The sequence below is a fragment of the Cryobacterium melibiosiphilum genome (genome assembly GCF_003602235.1).
Lineage (GTDB): Bacteria > Actinomycetota > Actinomycetes > Actinomycetales > Microbacteriaceae > Cryobacterium > Cryobacterium melibiosiphilum.
Genome location: NZ_QZVS01000084.1, coordinates 45,681 through 65,375, shown reverse-complemented (window position 1 = coordinate 65,375; position 19,695 = coordinate 45,681). Strand labels below are relative to the sequence as shown.

Annotated in this window: 15 protein-coding genes; 12 read left to right on the top strand and 3 right to left on the bottom strand. The window is 69.3% G+C overall.

Annotated features, from left to right (window positions below):
* Positions 1-14: 14 nt before the first annotated feature.
* From fdhA to fdhD, 4 genes are all read left to right on the top strand, one after another.
* A complete protein-coding gene (gene fdhA, locus D6T64_RS11340; protein WP_119974781.1) occupies positions 15-1,232 on the top strand; it encodes a formaldehyde dehydrogenase, glutathione-independent in 1,218 nt (405 codons plus the stop codon).
* A gap of 131 nt (positions 1,233-1,363) precedes the next feature.
* Positions 1,364-2,482, top strand: coding sequence for a GTP 3',8-cyclase MoaA (moaA, locus tag D6T64_RS11335; RefSeq protein WP_119974780.1), 1,119 nt, complete (start codon positions 1,364-1,366; stop codon positions 2,480-2,482).
* Positions 2,483-3,105: 623 nt separating this feature from the next.
* Positions 3,106-3,720, top strand: a complete 615-nt coding sequence (locus tag D6T64_RS11330) for a DNA alkylation repair protein (RefSeq protein ID WP_119974779.1) — start codon at positions 3,106-3,108, stop codon at positions 3,718-3,720.
* Positions 3,721-3,778: 58 nt separating this feature from the next.
* Positions 3,779-4,630 (top strand): formate dehydrogenase accessory sulfurtransferase FdhD, encoded by an 852-nt coding sequence (gene fdhD / locus D6T64_RS11325; RefSeq protein ID WP_119974778.1) that lies wholly within the window; start codon positions 3,779-3,781, stop codon positions 4,628-4,630.
* Between the two features lie 44 nt (positions 4,631-4,674).
* Here fdhD and D6T64_RS11320 read toward each other — a convergent pair whose 3' ends face one another.
* On the bottom strand, positions 4,675-6,990 hold the full coding sequence (locus tag D6T64_RS11320) for an FdhF/YdeP family oxidoreductase (protein WP_119974777.1): 2,316 nt from the start codon (positions 6,988-6,990) through the stop codon (positions 4,675-4,677).
* A 164-nt stretch (positions 6,991-7,154) separates the two neighbouring features.
* Here D6T64_RS11320 and D6T64_RS11315 point away from each other — a divergent pair, with 164 nt between their 5' ends.
* Both D6T64_RS11315 and D6T64_RS23715 read left to right on the top strand, forming a co-directional pair.
* Positions 7,155-8,558: an OFA family MFS transporter gene (locus D6T64_RS11315; protein WP_119974776.1), complete on the top strand. Its 1,404-nt coding sequence runs from the start codon at positions 7,155-7,157 to the stop codon at positions 8,556-8,558.
* Entirely contained in the window at positions 8,555-8,656 is a 102-nt protein-coding gene (locus tag D6T64_RS23715; protein WP_417291727.1) for an MFS transporter small subunit, read from the top strand. Before D6T64_RS11315 ends, D6T64_RS23715 begins: the two co-directional genes overlap by 4 nt.
* A 373-nt stretch (positions 8,657-9,029) precedes the next feature.
* On the opposite strand, the gene D6T64_RS11310 is transcribed toward D6T64_RS23715, so the two are convergent.
* On the bottom strand, positions 9,030-10,886 hold the full coding sequence (locus tag D6T64_RS11310) for a gamma-glutamyltransferase family protein (RefSeq protein ID WP_119974775.1): 1,857 nt from the start codon (positions 10,884-10,886) through the stop codon (positions 9,030-9,032).
* A 224-nt stretch (positions 10,887-11,110) separates the two neighbouring features.
* Here D6T64_RS11310 and D6T64_RS11305 point away from each other — a divergent pair, with 224 nt between their 5' ends.
* Both D6T64_RS11305 and D6T64_RS11300 read left to right on the top strand, forming a co-directional pair.
* Positions 11,111-13,354, top strand: a complete 2,244-nt coding sequence (locus tag D6T64_RS11305) for a glycosyltransferase (RefSeq protein ID WP_119974774.1) — start codon at positions 11,111-11,113, stop codon at positions 13,352-13,354.
* Positions 13,355-13,416: 62 nt separating this feature from the next.
* On the top strand, positions 13,417-14,760 hold the full coding sequence (locus tag D6T64_RS11300; RefSeq protein ID WP_119974773.1) for a glycosyltransferase: 1,344 nt from the start codon (positions 13,417-13,419) through the stop codon (positions 14,758-14,760).
* Positions 14,761-14,841: 81 nt separating this feature from the next.
* Here D6T64_RS11300 and D6T64_RS11295 read toward each other — a convergent pair whose 3' ends face one another.
* A complete protein-coding gene (locus D6T64_RS11295) occupies positions 14,842-15,492 on the bottom strand; it encodes a nucleotidyltransferase family protein (protein ID WP_119974772.1) in 651 nt (216 codons plus the stop codon).
* A 67-nt stretch (positions 15,493-15,559) separates the two neighbouring features.
* On the opposite strand from D6T64_RS11295, the gene D6T64_RS11290 reads away from it, so the two are divergent.
* The 4 genes from D6T64_RS11290 to D6T64_RS11275 all read left to right on the top strand — a co-directional run bounded on the left by D6T64_RS11290 (position 15,560) and on the right by D6T64_RS11275 (position 19,345).
* The gene (locus D6T64_RS11290; protein WP_158594863.1) at positions 15,560-16,021 is read left to right on the top strand and encodes an SRPBCC family protein; all 462 of its coding nucleotides are present in this window, start codon (positions 15,560-15,562) and stop codon (positions 16,019-16,021) included.
* Positions 16,022-16,068: 47 nt separating this feature from the next.
* Positions 16,069-16,866 (top strand): HNH endonuclease family protein, encoded by a 798-nt coding sequence (locus D6T64_RS11285; protein WP_119974770.1) that lies wholly within the window; start codon positions 16,069-16,071, stop codon positions 16,864-16,866.
* Between the two features lie 161 nt (positions 16,867-17,027).
* Positions 17,028-18,152, top strand: coding sequence for an acetamidase/formamidase family protein (locus D6T64_RS11280; RefSeq protein ID WP_377011376.1), 1,125 nt, complete (start codon positions 17,028-17,030; stop codon positions 18,150-18,152).
* On the top strand, positions 18,149-19,345 hold the full coding sequence (locus D6T64_RS11275; protein ID WP_119974768.1) for an amidase family protein: 1,197 nt from the start codon (positions 18,149-18,151) through the stop codon (positions 19,343-19,345). The genes D6T64_RS11280 and D6T64_RS11275 overlap by 4 nt, the downstream gene beginning before the upstream one ends.
* Positions 19,346-19,695 lie beyond the last annotated feature (350 nt).

The following is a 19,695-nucleotide window of genomic DNA, read 5'->3' as shown; positions in this document are numbered from 1 at the left end:
AGAAAGGTACTTTCATGACAGTCAACAGAGCCGTTGCCTACAAAAGCCCGGGAGAAGTCCAGGTCATCGACACGGACTATCCCACTTTTGAGCTGAAAGACGGACCGGGTGTCAACCCGGCCAACGTCGGTCGGAAAGTGCCGCACGGGGTCATCCTGCGCACGATCACGACCAACATTTGCGGATCGGACCAGCACATGGTGCGCGGTCGCACCACGGCCCCGAAAGACCTCGTGCTCGGGCACGAGATCACCGGCGAGGTCGTCGAGGTCGGCCCCGACGTGGAGTTCATCACGGTCGGCGACATCGTCTCGGTGCCGTTCAACATCTCCTGCGGCCGGTGCCGCAACTGCAAGGAGCGCAAGACCGGCATCTGTCTCAACGTCAACCCCGACCGCCCCGGCAGTGCCTACGGCTACGTCGACATGGGTGGCTGGGTCGGCGGGCAGTCCCAGTTCGTGCTCGTGCCCTACGCCGACTGGAACCTGCTGAAGTTTCCCGACCGCGATCAGGCCCTCGAGAAGATCATGGACCTCACCATGCTCTCCGACATTTTCCCGACCGGGTTCCACGGCGCCGTCACCTCCGGCGTCGGTGTCGGCTCGACCGTCTATGTGGCCGGTGCCGGCCCGGTCGGCCTCGCGGCCGCCGTCTCCGCGCAGCTGCTCGGCGCGGCCGTCGTCATCGTCGGCGACATGAACCCCGAGCGCCTCGCCCAGGCCCGCAGCTTCGGCTGCGAGACCATCGACCTCACGAAGGGTGACCCGCAAGACCAGATCGAGCAGATCCTGGGCGTGCCCGAGGTCGACTCCGGCATCGACGCCGTCGGCTTTGAGGCCCGCGGCCACGGCAAGGACGTCGGCACCGAGGCACCGGCCACGGTGCTCAACTCGCTCATGACCGTCACGGCCGCAGGCGGTGGCCTCGGCATCCCCGGCCTCTACGTGACCGGGGATCCGGGCGCTAAGGATGCCGCGTCGCAGGAGGGATCCCTGTCGCTGCGTCTCGGCCTCGGCTGGGCCAAATCACTCTCGTTTGCGACCGGCCAGTGCCCGGTGATGAAGTATAACCGGCAGCTGATGATGGCTATCCTGCACGACAAGGTGCAGATCGCCAAGGCCGTCAACGCCCAGGCGATCACCCTCGAAGATGCGCCGCGCGGCTACGCCGAGTTTGACGCCGGCGCGGCCACGAAGTTCGTGCTCAACCCGAACGGCTACATCACGGGCTAACGCCGAACCAGCCGCGCGAGGCATCCGTCGGGAATCGAGGGGACCGATTCTCGACGGATGCTGGCAGGGCCAGCATTTGTCACGGTGACCGGGGGCTTGTTGCACAGGTTGCGGAGGTTAGTGTGGGAACTATGACCGGTGCTGAACTTCCTGAACCCGCTGGGCGGTTTTTCCACACCCTCGCGGACATTCCCGAGCACCTGGAAACCCCGACCGGCCTGATTCGTGACCGCGGCAACCGCCCCCTGCAGGACCTGCGCCTCTCGGTCACGGACCGCTGCAACTTTCGCTGCGTGTACTGCATGCCCAAGGAGATCTTCGGCCGTGACTTCGCGTTCATGGAACGCGACGAACTGATGACCTTCGAAGAGATGACCCGACTCGCCCGCATCTCGATCGCGCACGGCGTGGAGAAGATCCGCCTGACCGGGGGCGAACCGCTGCTCCGCCGTGGGCTCGAGGAGCTCGTGGGTATGCTCGCCGAGCTGCGCACCCCCGACGGCCGCGAGATCGACATCGCGCTCACCACGAATGGGTCGGCCCTCGCGACCAAGGCGCAGGCGCTCAAGGATGCCGGCCTCAAACGGGTCACCGTCTCGCTCGATTCCCTCGACGACGCGACCTTCCAGGCCATGAACGACGTGAAGTTTCCCGTCGCCAAGGTGCTGCACGGCATCGATGTCGCCCACGAGGTGGGCCTCGGCCCGATCAAGATCAACATGGTCATGCAGCGCGGCAAGAACGACCAGGACATCGTGGCGATGGCCCGCCATTTCAAGGACACCCCCTATATTCTGCGGTTCATCGAGTTCATGGACGTCGGTACGAGCAACGGCTGGGACATGGCCGCGGTCATCCCCTCGGCCGAGGTCGTGCGCCGCATCAACGAGGAACTGCCGCTCGAAGAGGTCGCTCCGAACTACAGTGGCGAAACCTCGAGGCGCTGGCGCTACCGCGACGGCGGCGGCGAGATCGGCGTGATCTCGAGCGTCACCCAGTCGTTCTGCCACTCCTGCTCGCGGGCCCGGGTCTCCACCGACGGCAAGCTCTTCACCTGCCTGTTCGCGACCGAGGGCCACGACCTGCGCGCTCTGATGCGCGGCGGCTGCACCGACGAGCAGCTCTCCACCGTCATGGCGCACATCTGGCGCGACCGCTCCGACCGCTATTCGGAGCTGCGCAGCTCCAAGACCCGCGAGCTGCGGGCATCCGGTGCCAAGAAAATCGAAATGTCCTACATCGGCGGTTGACCCGCTGCTTCGGCCTGTGTGCGGCGGCCTGTGTGCGGCGGAACGCCCGGTTGTCGAGCTTGTCGACACGTGCGCCGACTCGGCACGCTGGTGCGCGGAAAAGCTGCTGGTGCGCCCGTACGGTGCACCGCGTTGTGCGGCGGGAAGCCCGGTTGTCGAGCTTGTCGACACGGGCGTGGGAAAGCTGCTTGTGCGCTCGAACAGTGCACTCCCTGGTGCGCCCATTAGCTGCACGTGCGCCCGCAACCGGCACTCCTGATCGTTCGTGCGCCCGAAAACTGCTCGTGCGCCTGGCAGGCCAAGCGCACGAGCAGTTTTCGGGCGCATGGGTGAGGCGCGGTGCAGGTTTGAGGCGCACAAGCAGTTTTGCGGCGCATAACGAGGTGTACGTTCTAGGCGCGGCGCGCGCGCAGCTTTCGAGCGCACGAGCCGGTTGTGCGGGCGGCAGGGACACTGGTTGTGGTTGTGGTTGTGGTTGTGCCTATGGTCGGGGGCGACAGGGGGCGACAGGGGCCGCGGGGTCGATACCGAGAAACCGGTGCCCAACACCGTCGAACGGCACGGGAAAGGTGCGGCGCTACACGCCGGTATCGCGACTCAGCGGGCTCGGAGAGAATAGACGGATGACTGACGCCGGCGACTTCGTGGATTCCACGCTGCGGGACGAGGGCTCCGAGTACCGCGCGGCCGACGACCAGGAGCGCCTGCACAGCGACCTGCGCTTCTACGGCGCCTCGGTCGGGGCGGTGCGCGGCACCGTGCGTGACCTGGCCCGGAAATACCCGGGAATGTCGCACGACGACATCACGGCACTGAGCTCTGAGCTGTGGCGGGAGCCCGTATTCGAGCGGCGCCTCGCATCCGTCGTCTTGTTGCAGGCAAACGTGTCGAGGCTGATCGGCACCGACCTCACCCGCATCGAGGGCTTCGTGCGCGACGCGCGCCTGGCCGCCCTCGTCGACCCGCTCGCGATCGACGTGATCGGCCCGCTGCGCGAGGGCCTTGACCGGCGAGACCAGGTGCGCGCCGACCTCGCCCTCGACCGGTGGGCGCGGGACGACCCCTGGCTGGCCCGCGCCGCCCTGCTCTCGCCGCTGCGCGCCCTGCGAGCCGGAGCGGGGGACTGGCCCGGCTTCGCCCGCCGCGCATCCGTCGCAGGTGACAGCAGCGTCGTCACCGACGTGATCGACCGGGTGCGGTCTGAGGTCGGCGCGTCTCGCCCCGACCTCACCGCATGACGGATGCTGCGGCAGGGCTCACACGACACGTTCGGCCACACCGTGGCACAATTTTGGGATGAGCAGAATCACGGTGCGACGCAAAATCACCCGGCTGACCGTTGGCCAACGCCGAATCCCCAACGAAGACGTGCTGGCCGTCGAGGAGCCGCTGGAGATTCGCGTGCAGGGCCGTTCGCTCGCAGTCACGATGCGCACTCCCGGCCATGACTTCGAACTGGCCGCCGGGTTCCTCGTCTCCGAGGGCGTCATCGCGCACAGCGACGACTTCAACACCGCGCGGTACTGCGCCGGCGCGACTGAAGACGGCGTCAACACCTACAATGTGCTCGACGTGACGCTGGGCCACGGCGTCACACCGCCGGCGCCGAGCCTCGAACGCAACCTGCTCACGACCAGCTCGTGCGGCCTGTGCGGCAAATCCAGCATCGACATGGTGCGCACGAAGTCCTCGTTCGAGGTGCGCGACGATCAACTGCAACTCGACGCCGAGCGGCTCACGACCTTTCCCGACCGCCTGCGGGCCGGACAGTCGGTGTTCGAGAAGACCGGCGGCATCCACGCGGCAGGCCTGTTCGACGGCGCGACCGGCGAGCTGCTCGTGCTGCGCGAAGACGTCGGCCGGCACAACGCCGTCGACAAGGTCATCGGCTGGGCCCTCACCGAAGGCCTGCTGCCGCTGACCGGCACGGTGCTCATGGTCTCGAGCCGCGCGAGCTTCGAACTGACGCAGAAAGCCCTGATGGCGGGCATCCCGGTGCTCGCCGCGGTGTCGGCACCGTCGTCACTCGCCGCCGAATTCGCCACCGAGGTCGGCATGACCCTGGTCGGGTTTCTGCGCGGCGACTCGATGGTGATCTACTCCGGCGGCGAGCGCATCACCGAACTCGCGCCGGCTCTCACGGAGTAAAGGACTCCGGGGCCGCAGCTCCTGCTGCGGCCCCGGCTGCCCGATCAGCTCAGCTGAGGCGCGCTGTGGCTCTCGTGCGCGACGAACCGCACCGACATCGCCTTATAGCCGGGCGTGTTCGACTCCCGCGCCACCAGCTCGCGGTGCATGAGTGCGTTCGCCTCGGGGAAGTACGCCGCGGCGCACCCGCGGGGCGTGGGATACGCGACGAGCCGGAACTTGTCAGCCCGGCGCTCGGAGCCCTGGAAGGTGCTGATCACGTCGACCAGGTCGCGATCGGCGAAGCCCATCTCGGTGAGGTCGTCCTCGTGGATCAAGATCACGCGGCGGCCGTCCTTGATGCCCCGGTAGCGGTCATCGAGCCCGTAGAAGGTGGTGTTGTACTGGTCGTGGCTGCGCATGGTCTGCAAGATCAGGTGGCCGGGCGGGGGAGTGAGATACTCGAGCGGGCTGACCGTGAACCGGGCCAGGCCGATGTCCGTCGCGAAACTGCGGCTGTCCCGCGGCGGGTTCGGCAGCACGAATCCGTTCTTGGTCTTGAGTCGGGCATTGAAGTCGTCGAAACCGGGCAGCACCCGGCTGATGTGGTCACGCACCACGTCGTAGTCCTCGGACATGGCCTTCCAGTCGACCGGGTGATCGTCACCGAGGGTCGCGGCGGCCATGCGGGCGATGATCACCGGTTCGGCGAGCAGATGGTCCGACACCGGCTCGAGACGCCCCTGCGTGGTGCGAACGACCGACATCGAGTCCTCCACCGACAGAACCTGTCGGCCAGACGGATGCTTGTCGTCGGTGTCCGTGCGGCCGAGCGTCGGCAGGATCAACGACGTGAGGCCGTGCATGACGTGGGAGCGGTTGGGCTTCGTCGACACGCTCACGGTGAGGCCGACCCGCTGCATCGCCGCTTCGAGCAGCACGGTGTCGGAGCAGGCGAGCGCGAAGTTTCCGCCCATCGAGACAAACACGTCGACATTGTCGTTCTCGAAGGCGTCGACCGTGTCAACGGAATCGAGGCCGTGCCCCCGCGGCGACTCGATGCCGAACTCGGCGTCGAGGGCGGCCAGCATCCACTCGTGTGGTTTTTCCCAGACGCCCATCGTGCGGTCGCCCTGCACGTTGGAGTGCCCACGCACCGGGCAGGCGCCGGCGCCCGGCTTGCCGAAGTTGCCCTGCAGCAAGAGCAGGTTGATGATTTCTTTCAGGGTGTTGACCGAGTGCGGCTGCTGGGTGAGGCCGAGGGCCCAGCAGATGATGGTTGCCTTCGAGGCGACCATCATCTGGGCGACCGTGGCGATCTCCAGGCGGGAGAGCCCGGTGGCGGCCTCGGTCTCCTCCCAGTCGATGGTCTTGCGGGCGGCGCGGTAGGCGTCGATCCCGTCGGTGTTCGCGGCGACGAACTCGTGGTCGACGACAGAGCCGGGAACGCGCTCCTCTTCTTCGAGCAGCAGGTGGCCGAGCGCCTGGAACAGGGCGAGGTCGGCGCCGACCTTGATCTGCAAAAATTCGTCGGCGAGGTCGACACCCTTGCCGACAACGCCGGTCGGGGTCTGCGGGTCGCGAAAGTTGAACAGTCCGGCCTCGGGCAGCGGGTTCACGGCGACGATCTTGCCGCCGTTGGCCTTGCAGTCGGCGAGGGCCGAGAGCATGCGGGGGTGGTTGGTGCCGGGGTTCTGGCCGACGACGAAGATCAGCTCGGCGTTGTGGATGTCTTCGAGCGAGACGGTGCCCTTGCCGATACCGATCGTGGGGTTGAGGGCCGAGCCGGAGGACTCGTGGCACATGTTCGAGCAGTCGGGCAGGTTGTTCGTGCCGATCGACCGGGCGAACAGCTGGTACATGAACGCCGACTCATTGGCGGTGCGGCCCGAGGTGTAGAACACGGTGCGGTCGGGCGTGGTGGCGCGGATCGCTTCGCCGACGAGTTCGAAGGCGTCGTTCCAGCTGATCTGGGAGTAGTGGGTGTCACCGGGGCGAATCACCACCGGATGCGAGATGCGCCCCTGGTTGCCGAGCCAGTACTCGGTCTTCGTGGCGAGTTCTTCAATGGAGTGCTCCGCCCAGAACTCGGGGCCCACGGTGCGCAGGGTGCTCTCTTCGGCGACGGCCTTCGCGCCGTTTTCGCAGAACTCTGCGGTCTTGCGGTGTCCCTGGGACTCCGGCCACGCGCATCCGGGGCAGTCGGTGCCGTCGCGCTGGTTCAGCCGCAGCAGGGAGCGGGCCGTGCGACTGAGGCCGGCCTGGGCGATGCCCCGGTCCAGTGCCACGACGACGGCCTCGAGGCCGGCGGCGTGCGTCTTGGGTGTGGTGACGACGAGATTGTCTTCATTGATATCTTCAACCGGTGCTGGGCGTTTCATGACTTCATCCTGCCTGCAAAGGCTGGGAATCACGAACCGTGCCCGTCCGCCGCGCCGCCCTGCCGAAGGAAAGAGCTGATTGCACGTAAGGTTGCCCCTACCCGTGCGGCGCCACCAGTGCCGCTCCTGAACGAAGCCTGTAACGAAGCAGGCACGAGGACCCCATGAGTTGGCTTGCCCGTGACCGCACCATCGCCCCACCCGGATTCAACCGCTGGCTTATTCCGCCGGCCGCCCTCGCCGTGCACCTGTGCATCGGCCAGGCCTACGCGACGAGTGTCTACAAGACCGCCCTCGTGGAACACTTCGACGCGAGCCTGACCCAGATCGGCGTGATCTTCTCGATCGCCATCGTCATGCTCGGGCTGTCCGCCGCGATCATGGGCACCTGGGTCGACACCAACGGCCCCCGCAAGGCGATGTTCGTCGCGGCCCTGTTCTGGTCGGGCGGCTTTCTCGTCGGCTCGCTCGGCATCTTCAGCAACCAGCTCTGGCTCGTCTACCTCGGCTACGGCTTCATCGGCGGTATCGGCCTCGGCATCGGCTACATCTCGCCGGTGTCGACGCTGATCAAATGGTTCCCCGACCGCCCGGGACTCGCGACCGGCATGGCCATCATGGGCTTCGGTGGCGGCGCCCTCATCGCCAGCCCGGTGTCCACCGCGCTGCTCGCCTTCTACGACCCCAATTCCGGCGCGGCCGACTGGGTCGCCAGCGGCGACGCCGTGGGCAAACTCTTCCTCACCCTCGGTGTGCTCTACCTCGCCTACATGATGTTCGGCGCGTTCACGATCAAGGTGCCCGCCGCAGGCTGGACCCCGAAGGGCTTCGACCCGAGCACCATCAAGGTCAAGGCCCTCGTCACGAGCAACCACGTCTCCGCACGCAACGCGATTCGCACCCGCCAGTTCTGGCTGGTCTGGATCGTACTGTTCTGCAACGTGACCGCCGGCATCGGCATCCTCGAGCAGGCCGCCCCGATGATCCAGGACTTCTTCCGCCAGGGGGACGGCACCTCGCTGGTCACCGCCGCCGTCGCGAGCGGCTTCGTCGGGCTGCTGTCGATCGCCAACATGGGCGGCCGTTTCGCCTGGTCGGCCACCTCGGACAAGACCGGCCGCAAGAACATCTACATGATGTACCTCGGCGCCGGAACCGTGCTGTACCTGCTGCTCGCGCTCTTCGGCGGCAGCAGCACCGGCCTCTACGTCGTGCTCGCCTTCGTGATCATCTCGTTTTACGGCGGCGGATTCGCGACCGTGCCGGCCTACCTGCGTGACCTGTTCGGCACGTTCCAGGTCGGCGCCATCCACGGCCGCCTGCTCACCGCCTGGTCGGCGGCCGGAATCGCCGGCCCGCTGATCGTCAACGCGTTCCTCGACGCGCAGGGCACCCCGGGCGAGCTGACCGCGGCGGCCTACCAGCCGGCGCTGCTGACGATGGTCGGTCTGCTCGTGATCGGCTTCGTCGCCAACCTGTTCGTGAAACCGGTGCACAGTGATTATCACGAAGCGGATGCCGCACCCGGCGCATCCGCTCAGCCTGCGATGACTGGAGACCGCACGTGACAACCCTGAAGATCACCATCGCCTGGGCGCTCGTGGGCATTCCCCTGGTCTACGGGATTGTGCAGACCCTCACTCGCGTGACCGCCCTGTTCGGCTGAGCGCTCGGGAATGGCCCCCGTCGCCGCCCGTTCGAGGCGGCGAGGGGCCATTTCTGACACTTCGCGGATGCTGCCTCTCGCCAAGGGGCCGTCTCTGACACCTCGTCGGTAGGTGTTGGGCCCCAAGGGGCAATCTGTGACACCTCGTGCGTCAAGTGTCACAGAACGCCCCTTGGCCTTCGCGAAGTGTCACAGAATGCCCCTTGATCGCATCCGAAGGGGCGATTTGTGACACCTCGCGGGACATTTTTCGCCTCAAGGGGCCATCTCTGACACCTCGTGCATGAAGTGTCACAGATGGCCCCTTCGCTCGCCTGGTTCGATGGCGACCGGCCGACATTCGTGGCGAGCTCGTGGCGAGCTCGCCACGAGGTCAGCGGCCGGCGGCGTAGCCCTGAGCGCCGCGCGGGTTGGCGGCCGCGGTCATCACGCCCGTCTCCGGGTCGAGTCCGACGCTGGACAGGCGGCCGAGGGTCCAGTCGCCGGTGCGGGTCACGACGTGTCCGCGCTCCTCGAGCTCGGCGATCACCGTCTCACCGAGGCGGTCTTCGACCTCGGCGCCGCCGGGGGTCCAGGTGCGCGGCCAGAACGACCCGGGGAACGAGGTCGTGTGGAACGCCGGGGCATCGATCGCCTGCTGCGGCGTGTACCCGCCGACCAGGGTGCGCAGCAGGTACAGGAGTTGCCATTGGTCTTGCTGGTCGCCGCCGGGGGAGCCGAGCGCCGTCACCGGCACCCCGTCTTTCAGCACCAGGGTCGGGGTGAGGGTCGTGCGCGGGCGCCGGCCGGGCGTGAGGGTCGACGGTGATCCGGGTTCGAGCCAGGTCATCTGCAGGCGGGTGCCGAGGCAGAATCCGAGCTCAGGCATGTACGGCGAGGACTGCAGCCAGCCGCCCGACGGCGTCGCCGAGACCATGTTGCCCCAGCGGTCCACGACGTCGATGTGGCAGGTGTCGCCTCGGGTGACCCCGTTGTCGCTGACCGTGGGCTCGCCCACACCGGCCTGCTGCGCCGCCAGATCACCGGTCGACGGATGCCCCACTCCGGCCCGCGCGGGCGGCCGATACTCGGTGCGCATCGGCGGCAGGAATGGTGTGTGACCCGGCACTGTTCCCGGCCTAAACGCCCGCGAGGCGCGGTCGGTGATCAGGGCGCGGCGCTCGGCGGCGTACTCGGCGGAGAGCAGGTGCGCGATCGGCACGGGGCGCTCGGCCGGGTCGACGTCGGTCGGGTCCCCATAATAGGTATCCCGGTCGGCGAGGGCGAGCTTCTCGGCCTCGAGGATCGTGTGCGCTCCGAGTGCCGTCGACGGGTCGAGGCACTCGTCGGGAAAGCCGTCGAGAATCGTGAGCATCTGCAGCAGCACCGGGCCCTGCCCCCAGGGCCCGGTCTTGGCGATGGTGTGGCCTCGAAATTCGATCGTGGTCGCGGGCTCATAGCCGGCCTCGAAAGCGGACAGGTCGGCATCCGTCATCACGCCCGCGTGATCGGTGCCGGAGGAATGCCGGTGCGGCGTCTGCTGGAATTCGACGATCGCGCGGGCCACGAATCCGTCCCGCCACTCGCGGCGCACGGCGTCGATGCGGGCCTCCCGGGTGGTGCCGGTGCCCGCCAGCAGCAGCCGGATCAGGCTCGCCGCCCAGGCCTCGTTGACCACGAGTTCGCCGGCGACCGGCGCGCGGCCGCCCGGCATCCAGTGCGCCGCCGAGGTCGGCCAGTGCTCCGCGAACAGCGCGCTGACGGTTCCGATCGTGCGGCACACCGCGCCGAGCACCGGATGCCCGCGGCGCGCATACCCGATCGCGAACGCGAGCACCGGCTCGAGTTCCCAGGTGCCGTGGTCGCGCAGCAGCACCAGCCAGGCGTCGACCGCGCCGGGCACGGCCGCGGCGAGGGCGCCCGAGCCGGGTACGAGCTCGAGGCCCTCAGAGCGGTAGTGCTCGGGCGTCGCGGCGGCCGGCGCCGGTCCCTGGCCCATCAGCACGATCGGGTTGGCGGGGTGCGCGGCCGTGGCGAAGATTCCGGTCATGTCGCCGCCGGGCCCGTTCAGGTGCGGTTCGACCACGTGCAGCACGAACGCCCCGGCGACGGCCGCGTCGAAGGCGTTGCCGCCGCGCTCCAGCACGGCCTGGGCGGTCGCCGTCGCCAGCCAGTGCGTGGACGCGGTCATGCCGAAGGTTCCCTGCAGGGTGGGGCGGGTGGTGAAGGTGGGTGGGGCGGTGAAACTCACGGCGGCCGCTTTCGATCGGGTGCAACGAAATGTCAGGGGGTCATGCAATGATGACCCGGAACTCGCGCCAAACCGATTTGAGATCCACTCCGAATCATGATGTGACACAGAATGCCAAGAAGTAGTATTCCTAGTAACCTACTTACCGAAGTACTTCTCTCGAGGTACCTCTTTGTGCAGCACGAATTGACGCTGCGGAGCGATCCGCAGGGAGGAGCACACGCGTGGGACCCCTCACCGCCCTGGACGAACTCCGCACCGCCACCATCCTCGACGGAATGCGTGCCGCCGACGCGCTGACGATCGCGGCGAGCCGTGACGGCGGCACCCGGGCCGTGCGCCTGCTCGCGCGGGCCGCCGTCGACTCCAGCGACCAGCTCACCGCGATCGCGGCCGTGCACGCCCTCGGCCAGGTCTTCGACGACACCGCCGACGACGCGCTCGTCGCCCTGCTCGGCCATGACGCCGACTACCTGCGCGAGCACGCCGCCTGGGCCTTCGGCTCGCGGCTGCCCCGGCTTGACGCCATCGCCGGCCTCATCCGCCTGGTCGCGGCTGGCGGATTCTCGGGCATGCTCGCCCAGCGCACCCTCGAGCAGTGGGGCGCCTCGGCGCCCGACTCCGTGGCCCTCGCCCTCGAAGGCGCCCTGATCGGTATCAATGAAGCGGATGCCCGCGCGCGCCTGGTCGAAACCATCGGCCTCGTGGCCGGCCGCATCCCCGACCGCCTGTTGCGCCGGGTCGCCGCCGCCGAGGCGGAACCCCCCGTGGTGCGTGCCGCCGCCGTCGCCGCCCTCGGCGACCGGCCGAGCACCGAGGCCGGCCTCAGCATCGTCACGAACCTCTCGTTCGGCAGTGACGAGCTCGCCGCTGTCGCCCGGCTCGCCCTCTTCGACCTGACCGTGCCGTCCTATCCGCGGCCGCCGTGGAGCCAGGGGTTGACCGTGGCCCAACTGTTTCTCCACGCCGACATCGACGGCGAACTGTCCCAGGTCGGCGCCGGCGACAACGGCGGCATCGCCACCCTGCTTGTGCGCCTCGGCGACGCGCTCGTCGCCCGCGGTGCGAATCAGGCCTACGCCGCACCGAACGACCAGGTCGAGCGGGTCATCACCATCTCCCGCGGCGGCTATGACGCCGCGCTGACCGGCCTGGCCACGGTCGGATCGACCCTCGCCGGGCATTCCTTCGCCGCCGTTCCGTTCCCGGGCGGCCCGATGCCTGCCGCGGATGCCTGGCCCCGTCGGATCGCCGCGCAGCGCGGCATCCGTCGCATTCTGCGTGCCGCCGGTACCGTCGACGCTATCCACCTGCGCATGGCGGATGTCGGCAGCCTCGCCGCCGCGACCGTCGCCCGGGAGCTCGACATTCCCGTGGTGTTCACCGTCGCACCCGACCCGCACGCCGTCATCAACTCGCTCGAGCACTCCGGGGCTCTGAGCCACGCCAACTTCGGCACCGTCGACGCCGTCGAGCACTTCTGGTTTCGCGCCCGCCTCGTGCAGCGCCTCGCCGCCGACGCCGAACACACCGTCTTGTTTCCCCGGCCCGAACTCGAGCGCGACATGCGCGACCTCGTCGGCATCGACGTGACCGCACACCCGGAACGACACTCGGTGATCGCCGAGGGCATCGACCTCGCCGTCATCGAGCAGTCACGAGCGGATGCCCTGGCCTCGGCTGCCGCTTCGACCGCCACAGCCACTGCCGACGCTGTTCGTGCAGGAGGCGAAGCCACGGCCGACGCGGCGGCGGATTCGGCGGCGGACTTCGGCGATCTCGACGCCCTGCTCGCCACGCTGCCGCCCGAGCGCCGCGGCCTGCCGCTCATCATCAGCGTCGGCCGGCTGCACCGGGTGAAGGGCATGGCGGCGCTCGTCACCGCCTGGGCCACCACCCCGACACTGCGCGCGCGAGTCAATGTGCTGATTGTGGGGGGCGACCTGCAGCATCCGTCGTCCGATGAGCAGCAGCAGCTGCAGCTGATGGCGGGCGCGGTTCCTGTTGACGCCGCGGCGGCCCACGGCCTGCTGCTGGCCGGGCACCGCGGCAACGACACCGTCGCCCGGTGGCTCGCCGCGGTTCGGGTCGGCCGGCCGGGCTTCGCGGCCTCGCACGGCGTCTACGTCTGCGCGAGCGTCAAAGAAGAATTCGGCCTCGCCGTGCTCGAAGCCATGGCGAGCGGACTCACCGTCGTCGCCCCCGCCGGCGGCGGCCCGGCGACCTACGTCGAGGACGGGGTGACCGGGCTGCTCGTCGATACCGGAGACCAAGCCGCGCTGGCCGCTGCCATGGCCGCCGCCCTCGATCTGGCGGAGGGGCCGTTCGGTGCCGACTATGCCGAGCGGGCACGCCGCATGGTCGCCGACAACTTCACCATCCAGGCGATGGCGCGGGCCTTGACCGGCATCTACCGTGATGTCGCCGCCGCCAACGAGCCGCTCGCCTGGGCGCTCAGCGCATCTTGATACCTGCTTCCTGATACCTGCTTCCTGATACGTGCTCCCGATACGTGCTTCCTGAGGACCCTATGACCCTGCTCATCATCAGCCCCGACTACGCCTCGCACCTGTTCCCGCTCGCGACCCTCGGCACCGAGTGGCAGCGCGCCGGCGAACGCGTGGTCGTCGCCTCCGGTCCGGCGACCGCCGACATCGTCGCCGCCTTCGGCTTCGAACGGGTCAACCTACAGCTCGGTCGAGGCTCGAACCCCGGCACCATCCGTGCCGAAGACCAGCCCAAGGGCGAAGACGATGCCCTGCGCGGGTTCTTCGACGCGACCCGCCGCGGCATGGTCGAAACCCTCACCTTCCAGGCCGAGGCGCGCAGCAGCGACCTGCTCTACAACCCCGTCGAGATCGCCCGCACGGTACAGCTGCTCGTCGAGCAGGTGCGACCCGACCGGGTGATCGTCGACCACCTCGCCTTCAGCGCCCGGCTCGGGCTGATCACGGCCGGGGTGCCGCACGCGGATGTTGTGCTCGGGCATCCTTCGGCCCTGCCCGTGGCCGGTGAGGTCTATGGCTACCCGCCCGCCTGGCCCGGCGTCTTCGAGCCCACGGCAAGGGACTTGGCCGAGCTGCGCACCCTGTGCGAGGCGGTTCGAGAGTCCTTCACCAGTCAGTGGAATGCCGCTCTAGCCATTCTGGACCCCGGCGCACCGCCGAGCACCGATGTCTTTCAGGAGACCGGCGACGTGCTGCTGCTGAACTACCCGGAAGAGCTGCACGACCCGGCGCGCACCGCCTTGTTGCCGCCGCACCGGTTCCTCGGTTCTGCCGTGCGTGACGAGGCCTCCGACCCTGAGGTCGAGGCGTGGATCGCTGGCTCTGATCTGCCCGTCGTCTACGTGAGCTTCGGCAGCTTTCTCGCGGTGCGCGGTGACGTGCTCGCCCGGGTCGCCGAGGCGCTGCGTCTCATCGGCCTCGACGGGCGGGGAGTGCGCGTCGCGATGGCGACGGGCCCGACCGACCCGAGCGAACTCGGTCCGATCCCCGACTCCTGGCTCGTGCGCGGTTTCCTGCCGCAGGTGACCCTGCTGCGAAGCGCTGCGGTCGCGGTCTCCCACGCCGGCAATAACAGCGTCACCGAGGCCATGACCGCGGGCGTTCCGCTCGTGCTGCTTCCCTTCTCGACCGACCAGTTCGCGGGAGCGGCAGCGCTTGAAGACGCGGGGGTGGGCGTGGCGCTCGACCCGAATGCGGCATCCGCTGCCGACATTCGAGTCGCCATTGAGCGGATGCTCAGCCTCGCCCCCGATCCGCGGGCTCGGCTCGACGCATTGGGCACGTCGCTGCGCGGCAGCACGCTGCTCGGCGGTGCCGGCCCGAGGCGCGCCTTCGAGGCGCTCGAGGCCCTGCCCGTCGCGCGCTGAGTGCCCTGCCCCTGAATGCCCTGCCCCTGAGGTGCGGACTTCGTGCCTTCGTTGAGCTTGTGAAGGCACGAAGTCCGCACCTCAGCGGGCGCGGGGGACGGGTGGCGCGGGGGTGTCCACGTCCACGCCACTTGACAGGTCCGCGCACTCCACGGGCTGCGCGTCGTGTGCCACCAGGTACGGCCGCGCACCCCGGTCGCCGGTCAGCCCCGCGGCCAGTGGCGCCCAGTGTGCACGCCCGATCAGCACCGGATGCCCCGGCCGCCCGCCAAAAACGGCCTGCCTGAGCGTGTCCGGCGTGAGGGCAGTTTCCCGTTCGTTGAGCACTCGGGCAACGGTTGCCAGATCGAGGTCGGGAACATCCACGGGAATGACCGCGATCGCCCGGGTGGAATCCGCCAGCCGGCCCGCCGCGTTGAGTCCCGCACGCAGCGATGCCGACAGGCCCTCGGCCCAGTCAGGCGCCCGCACCAGGATCACGGGCGTTGTGAGCGCCCCGGCCACCAGCGCCCCGGCCACCAGCGCCTCGGCCTCGTCGGCGGCGGCGCCGAGCACCACGAGCACGGGGGAGCATCCGCTTGCCGCTAGTGTCTGCACCGCGTGCAGCAGCCAGGAAATCCCGTCGGCGCCCCGCACCACGGCCTTCGGCGAGCCGTAGCGGGTGCCGCCGCCGGCCGCGAGCACCAGCCCGGCGACGGCGCTTGCCGGGGCGTCACTTGTGCTGTCAGTCATGGTGCCTATCGTAGGACGCAGCGGCATCGACGACGCCGCGCGAATCCGACTCGCAGAAGGAGCCACCATGATCGACACCACCAAGGGTTTCACTCTCGTTCGCACCTATCCGGCGACCCCCGAGCAGATCTTCACGGCCTGGACCGACGCCGACGCGATCTCGCAGTGGTGGCATCCGCGGGGGGCCACCACTCCGCGCGACGCCGTCGCCGTCGATCCGCAGGTGGGTGGTCGCTACACCTACACGATGGTGAACGAGGACACCGGCGACCGTGTCGTCACCGCGGGCATCTACCGCGAACTCACGGCGAACGAACGACTCGTCTTCACCTGGGGCGAGCCCGACGGCGACCCCGAGGCCACTCCTGTCGTCACGATCACCCTGGAGCCGTCGTCAGAATCAAAGTCGGTATCCGCGGGCACCCGCCTGACCTTCGACCTGCGCGGAGTCGAGGGATCGGCCGGCGACGGGTTCTTCTACGACGGCTGGGACAGCGCCCTCGATTCCCTGGGGGACTACCTGGCCTAACCCGGCCGCGGCGCAGTGAAAGACTGACGCCATGAAAGACTGGGGGCATGGCGCGTCGACAGGTCCCCAAGAAGTTGCGCGCTCCCGTCATCCTGCTCGCGGGGCTGGTCGTCGCCCTCGCGCTGGTGGGCAATCTGCTCGCCGAGCCCGAGCCGACGAGCCAGCCCGCGGCATCCGCTGCCCCGAACGCTGACCCGGACCCAGATGCGGCGGCCACCCTCGCGACCGTCGCGGCCCTGCCCGAGACCGAGTGGGTCGACGACGGCAGTTACGCCGGGGCGCGCGACCAACTCTTCGGCGATGCCTGGTCGTACGACTTCGATAACAACGGATGCGACGCCCGCAACGACGTTCTGGCCCGCGACCTGACCGCGATCAGACTCAACGCCGGTTCGAACCTGAGCGAGTGCACCGTGACGACCGGCACCCTGCTCGACCCGTACACCGGCGAGACGATCAGCTTCACCCGTGGCGTCGACACCTCGAGCGAGGTGCAGATCGACCACCTGCTGCCGCTCAAGGCGGTCTACGCGACCGGCGGACAGGCCTGGAGCCAGGAGAAGCGCGAGGCCGTGGCGAACGATCCGATTAACCTGCTCGCGGTGAAGGGCTCCGAAAACGGGTCGAAGTCTGACTCGCTGCCGAGCGACTGGCTGCCGGGTGTGTACCCCGACGTCTCCGACCGGCACGACCTCGGCCAGCGCGTGGTCTGGGACGATCTGCCCGCCGACACCAGCCTGCAATGCTGGTACGTGCAGCAGCTGGTGCCGGTTTTTGTGGCCTACGAGCTGGGCCTGACCGAGCAGGACCGCGTCGCGATGACCACGGTGCTCGAAACCTGCTGACCGGTCCGCGTAGGCTGCTGAGCGAACCCGTGTGGTCCCGACGCGACTCCGCCGGGCGATAACCTACGAGCAGGGCAGGCCCGCGACACCCGCAGCACAACCCGCACCCACACTTTCCCTGACGGCCGCCCGGGAGGCCCGCCATCTCATTCCGCGACGTTTTGCAGCCCGGCACCGGCACCATCCGCTCGGAGCACTATCTGCCCGCCACGCTCGAGACCGTGTTCTGGGGGCGGCTGCCCTGCGCGAGCGATGTCGGCGTGCTCACGATCGACGCCGGCACCGAGGTGACGATCGACACGATCAGCCACGAGGGCGTGCTCGAGGACCAGGGCCGCAACCCGGCCGCCTTCTTCGGCGCCCACGGCGTCGACCGCGAGAACGTGCTCGACGACGCCGTCGAACTCGCGGCGAGTGACTTCTCGCGCAATCCGCGCGTGGACGGCCCGCACGTCGTGACCGGCCCGATCCACGTGCGCGGGGTGCGCCCGGGCGACCTGCTGAAGATGACCCTGATCGAGGCGATTCCGCGGGTGCCGTACGGCATCATCTCCAACCGGCACGGCAAGGGCGCCCTGGCCGGCGAGTTTCCGCTCGGCTCCGACAATGTGAGCATCTTCGCCGAGGTCGACGCCGCCGACGGCAGCGAACACGAACCCGCCGGCACCCTCGTCGGCACCCTGCCGCTCGTTCCCGGCGGCGAGCGCGTGGTGCGGTTTCCGCTGCATCCGTTCCTCGGCATCATGGGCGTCGCCGTGGCCGGCGAGCAGCGCGCACACTCGGTGCCGCCGGGCGCGCACGGCGGCAACATCGACATCAACCTGCTGACGGTCGGGTCGTCGCTCTACCTGCCCGTGCAGGTCCCCGGCGCGCTCGCCTACGTCGGTGACCCGCACTTCGCCCAGGGCGACGGCGAGGTCGCCCTCACCGCGATGGAAGCGAGCCTGCGCGTCACCGTGCGCTTCGACGTCATTCCGGCAGCGGATGCCCTCGCGAGCTTCGGCGCGCTGGCCGGCCCCCTCGCCGAAACGGCCGAATTCCTCGTGCCGACCGGGCTCAACGAGCACCTCGACGAGGCCATGCGCGAGTGCGTGCGGGCCGCGATCGCGCTGCTCGGCGCCCGCTACGGCATGGAACCGGCCCTCGCCTACGCGTACCTCAGTGCCGCGACGGACTTCAATATTTCCCAGGTCGTCGACCTGGTCACCGGGGTGCACGCGCGCATTCGGGTCGCGGACTTCGTGGGCGCGGGGCTGGTACGGGATCGGGCCGAGGCCTCCTCATGACCGGCCCTTTCGATACCAGCGTCTGGCGGGTGCTCGGAAACCCACTGGTTTCCGGCACGACCGAGCCGCACGGTCGGCTCGCCGGCGAGACCATCGCCGTGAAAGACCTCTACGCCGTCGCCGGGTTCGCAATTGGCGCCGGAAACCCGCAATACCTGCGGGAGGCTGCTCCCGAGCCGAGCCACGCGGCGGCGCTGGCCGCCCTGGTGGGGGCGGGGGCATCCGTCGTCGGAATCGCCCAGACCGACGAATTCGCCTACAGCGTCGCCGGCGTCAACGCCCACTACGGCACCGCCCCGAACCCGCGGGTGCCGGGCGGACTGCCGGGCGGCTCGACGAGCGGACCGGCCGCGGCGCTCGCGCTCGGTCATGCGAGCATCGGCCTCGGCACCGACACCGCCGGATCCATTCGGGTGCCCGCCTCGTACCAGGGACTCTGGGGCCTGCGCTCGACCCACGGCGCCGTCAGCCGGGCCGGCCTGCTGCCGCTCGCACCGAGCTTCGACACGGTCGGCTGGCTGACCGGCACGCCCGAGCTGCTGCAGCGGGTCGCCGAGGTCGGCCTGCGCGCGACGGCGTCGCTGCAGGTTGAGGCGCCCGCGCGGTTCGCCGTGGCCGTGCCGCTGATCTTCGCCGCCGATGAGGGCGCCCAGGCGGCGTTCGTCGACGGCCTCTCGCTGCTCGAGCGGGCCGGGGTGCTGCCCGCCCCCGAGATCATCGAGGTCGGCGACCTGACCGCGCTGTTCGCCGCTTTTCGCACGGTGCAGGCCGGCGAGGCCTGGAGCGCCCACGGGGCCTGGGTGCGCGCGCATCCGGGAGCCCTCGGCGCCGACGTCGCCGCCCGGTTCGACGCGGCTTCCCGGGTCACTCCGTTCCAGATGACGGATGCCCGCGCCTCCCTGGCCGCGCACCGTGCCGCCCTCGACGCGGCGCTGGAGGGGCGCATCCTGTTGTTGCCCTCGACCTCGTCGACCGCGCCCGATCGCGGTGCGTCTGCCGCCGAGGTCGACGCCGCCCGCGCCGCGACCCTGTCGATGACCTGCCTCGCCGCGATCGGGGGATACCCGGCCGTGTCGGCGCCGCTGCTCGAGGTGGCCGGCGCGCCACTCGGCCTTGGGCTGGTCGGCCCGCGCCACAGCGACCTCGCCCTGGTCGACGTCGCCGCCCGCTTCGCGGCCACGCTCGCGGCCTGACCCGCGGACCCGGGGCATCCGTCGCCTGAGACCCCGAAAAGCATGGCTGCAGCGGCCCGTGCCGGTGCTTTTTTGGGGTCTCACCGCTTCACGGCGTGCGCCACCGTCGCCCAAGGGGCCAGCTGTGACACTTCGCCCGCGAGTGGTCACAAATGGCCCCTTGGGCGGGCGGCATGTCTCGTGAGTGGGCGCATATGGCCCCATGGATCGAGCTGACGGGGCGATTCGCGCCCACTCGCGAGGGCCAAGGGGCCATTTGCGCCCACTCACGCCCGCCCCACGCGCTGAGGGGCCACCTGCGACGCCTCGCGAACTCGACCCCGGCGCTCGTGGCTGTTAGCCTCCGGCCA

Bases quoted from the DNA above. Each gene is read 5' to 3' on its own strand.
- fdhA (WP_119974781.1), top strand. From the start codon at position 15: ATGACAGTCAACAGAGCCGTTGCCTACAAAAGCCCGGGAGAAGTCCAG.
- moaA (WP_119974780.1), top strand. From the start codon at position 1,364: ATGACCGGTGCTGAACTTCCTGAACCCGCTGGGCGGTTTTTCCACACC.
- D6T64_RS11330 (WP_119974779.1), top strand. From the start codon at position 3,106: ATGACTGACGCCGGCGACTTCGTGGATTCCACGCTGCGGGACGAGGGC.
- fdhD (WP_119974778.1), top strand. From the start codon at position 3,779: ATGAGCAGAATCACGGTGCGACGCAAAATCACCCGGCTGACCGTTGGC.
- D6T64_RS11320 (WP_119974777.1), bottom strand. From the start codon at position 6,990: ATGAAACGCCCAGCACCGGTTGAAGATATCAATGAAGACAATCTCGTC.
- D6T64_RS11315 (WP_119974776.1), top strand. From the start codon at position 7,155: ATGAGTTGGCTTGCCCGTGACCGCACCATCGCCCCACCCGGATTCAAC.
- D6T64_RS11300 (WP_119974773.1), top strand. From the start codon at position 13,417: ATGACCCTGCTCATCATCAGCCCCGACTACGCCTCGCACCTGTTCCCG.
- D6T64_RS11295 (WP_119974772.1), bottom strand. From the start codon at position 15,492: ATGACTGACAGCACAAGTGACGCCCCGGCAAGCGCCGTCGCCGGGCTG.
- D6T64_RS11290 (WP_158594863.1), top strand. From the start codon at position 15,560: ATGATCGACACCACCAAGGGTTTCACTCTCGTTCGCACCTATCCGGCG.
- D6T64_RS11285 (WP_119974770.1), top strand. From the start codon at position 16,069: ATGGCGCGTCGACAGGTCCCCAAGAAGTTGCGCGCTCCCGTCATCCTG.
- D6T64_RS11275 (WP_119974768.1), top strand. From the start codon at position 18,149: ATGACCGGCCCTTTCGATACCAGCGTCTGGCGGGTGCTCGGAAACCCA.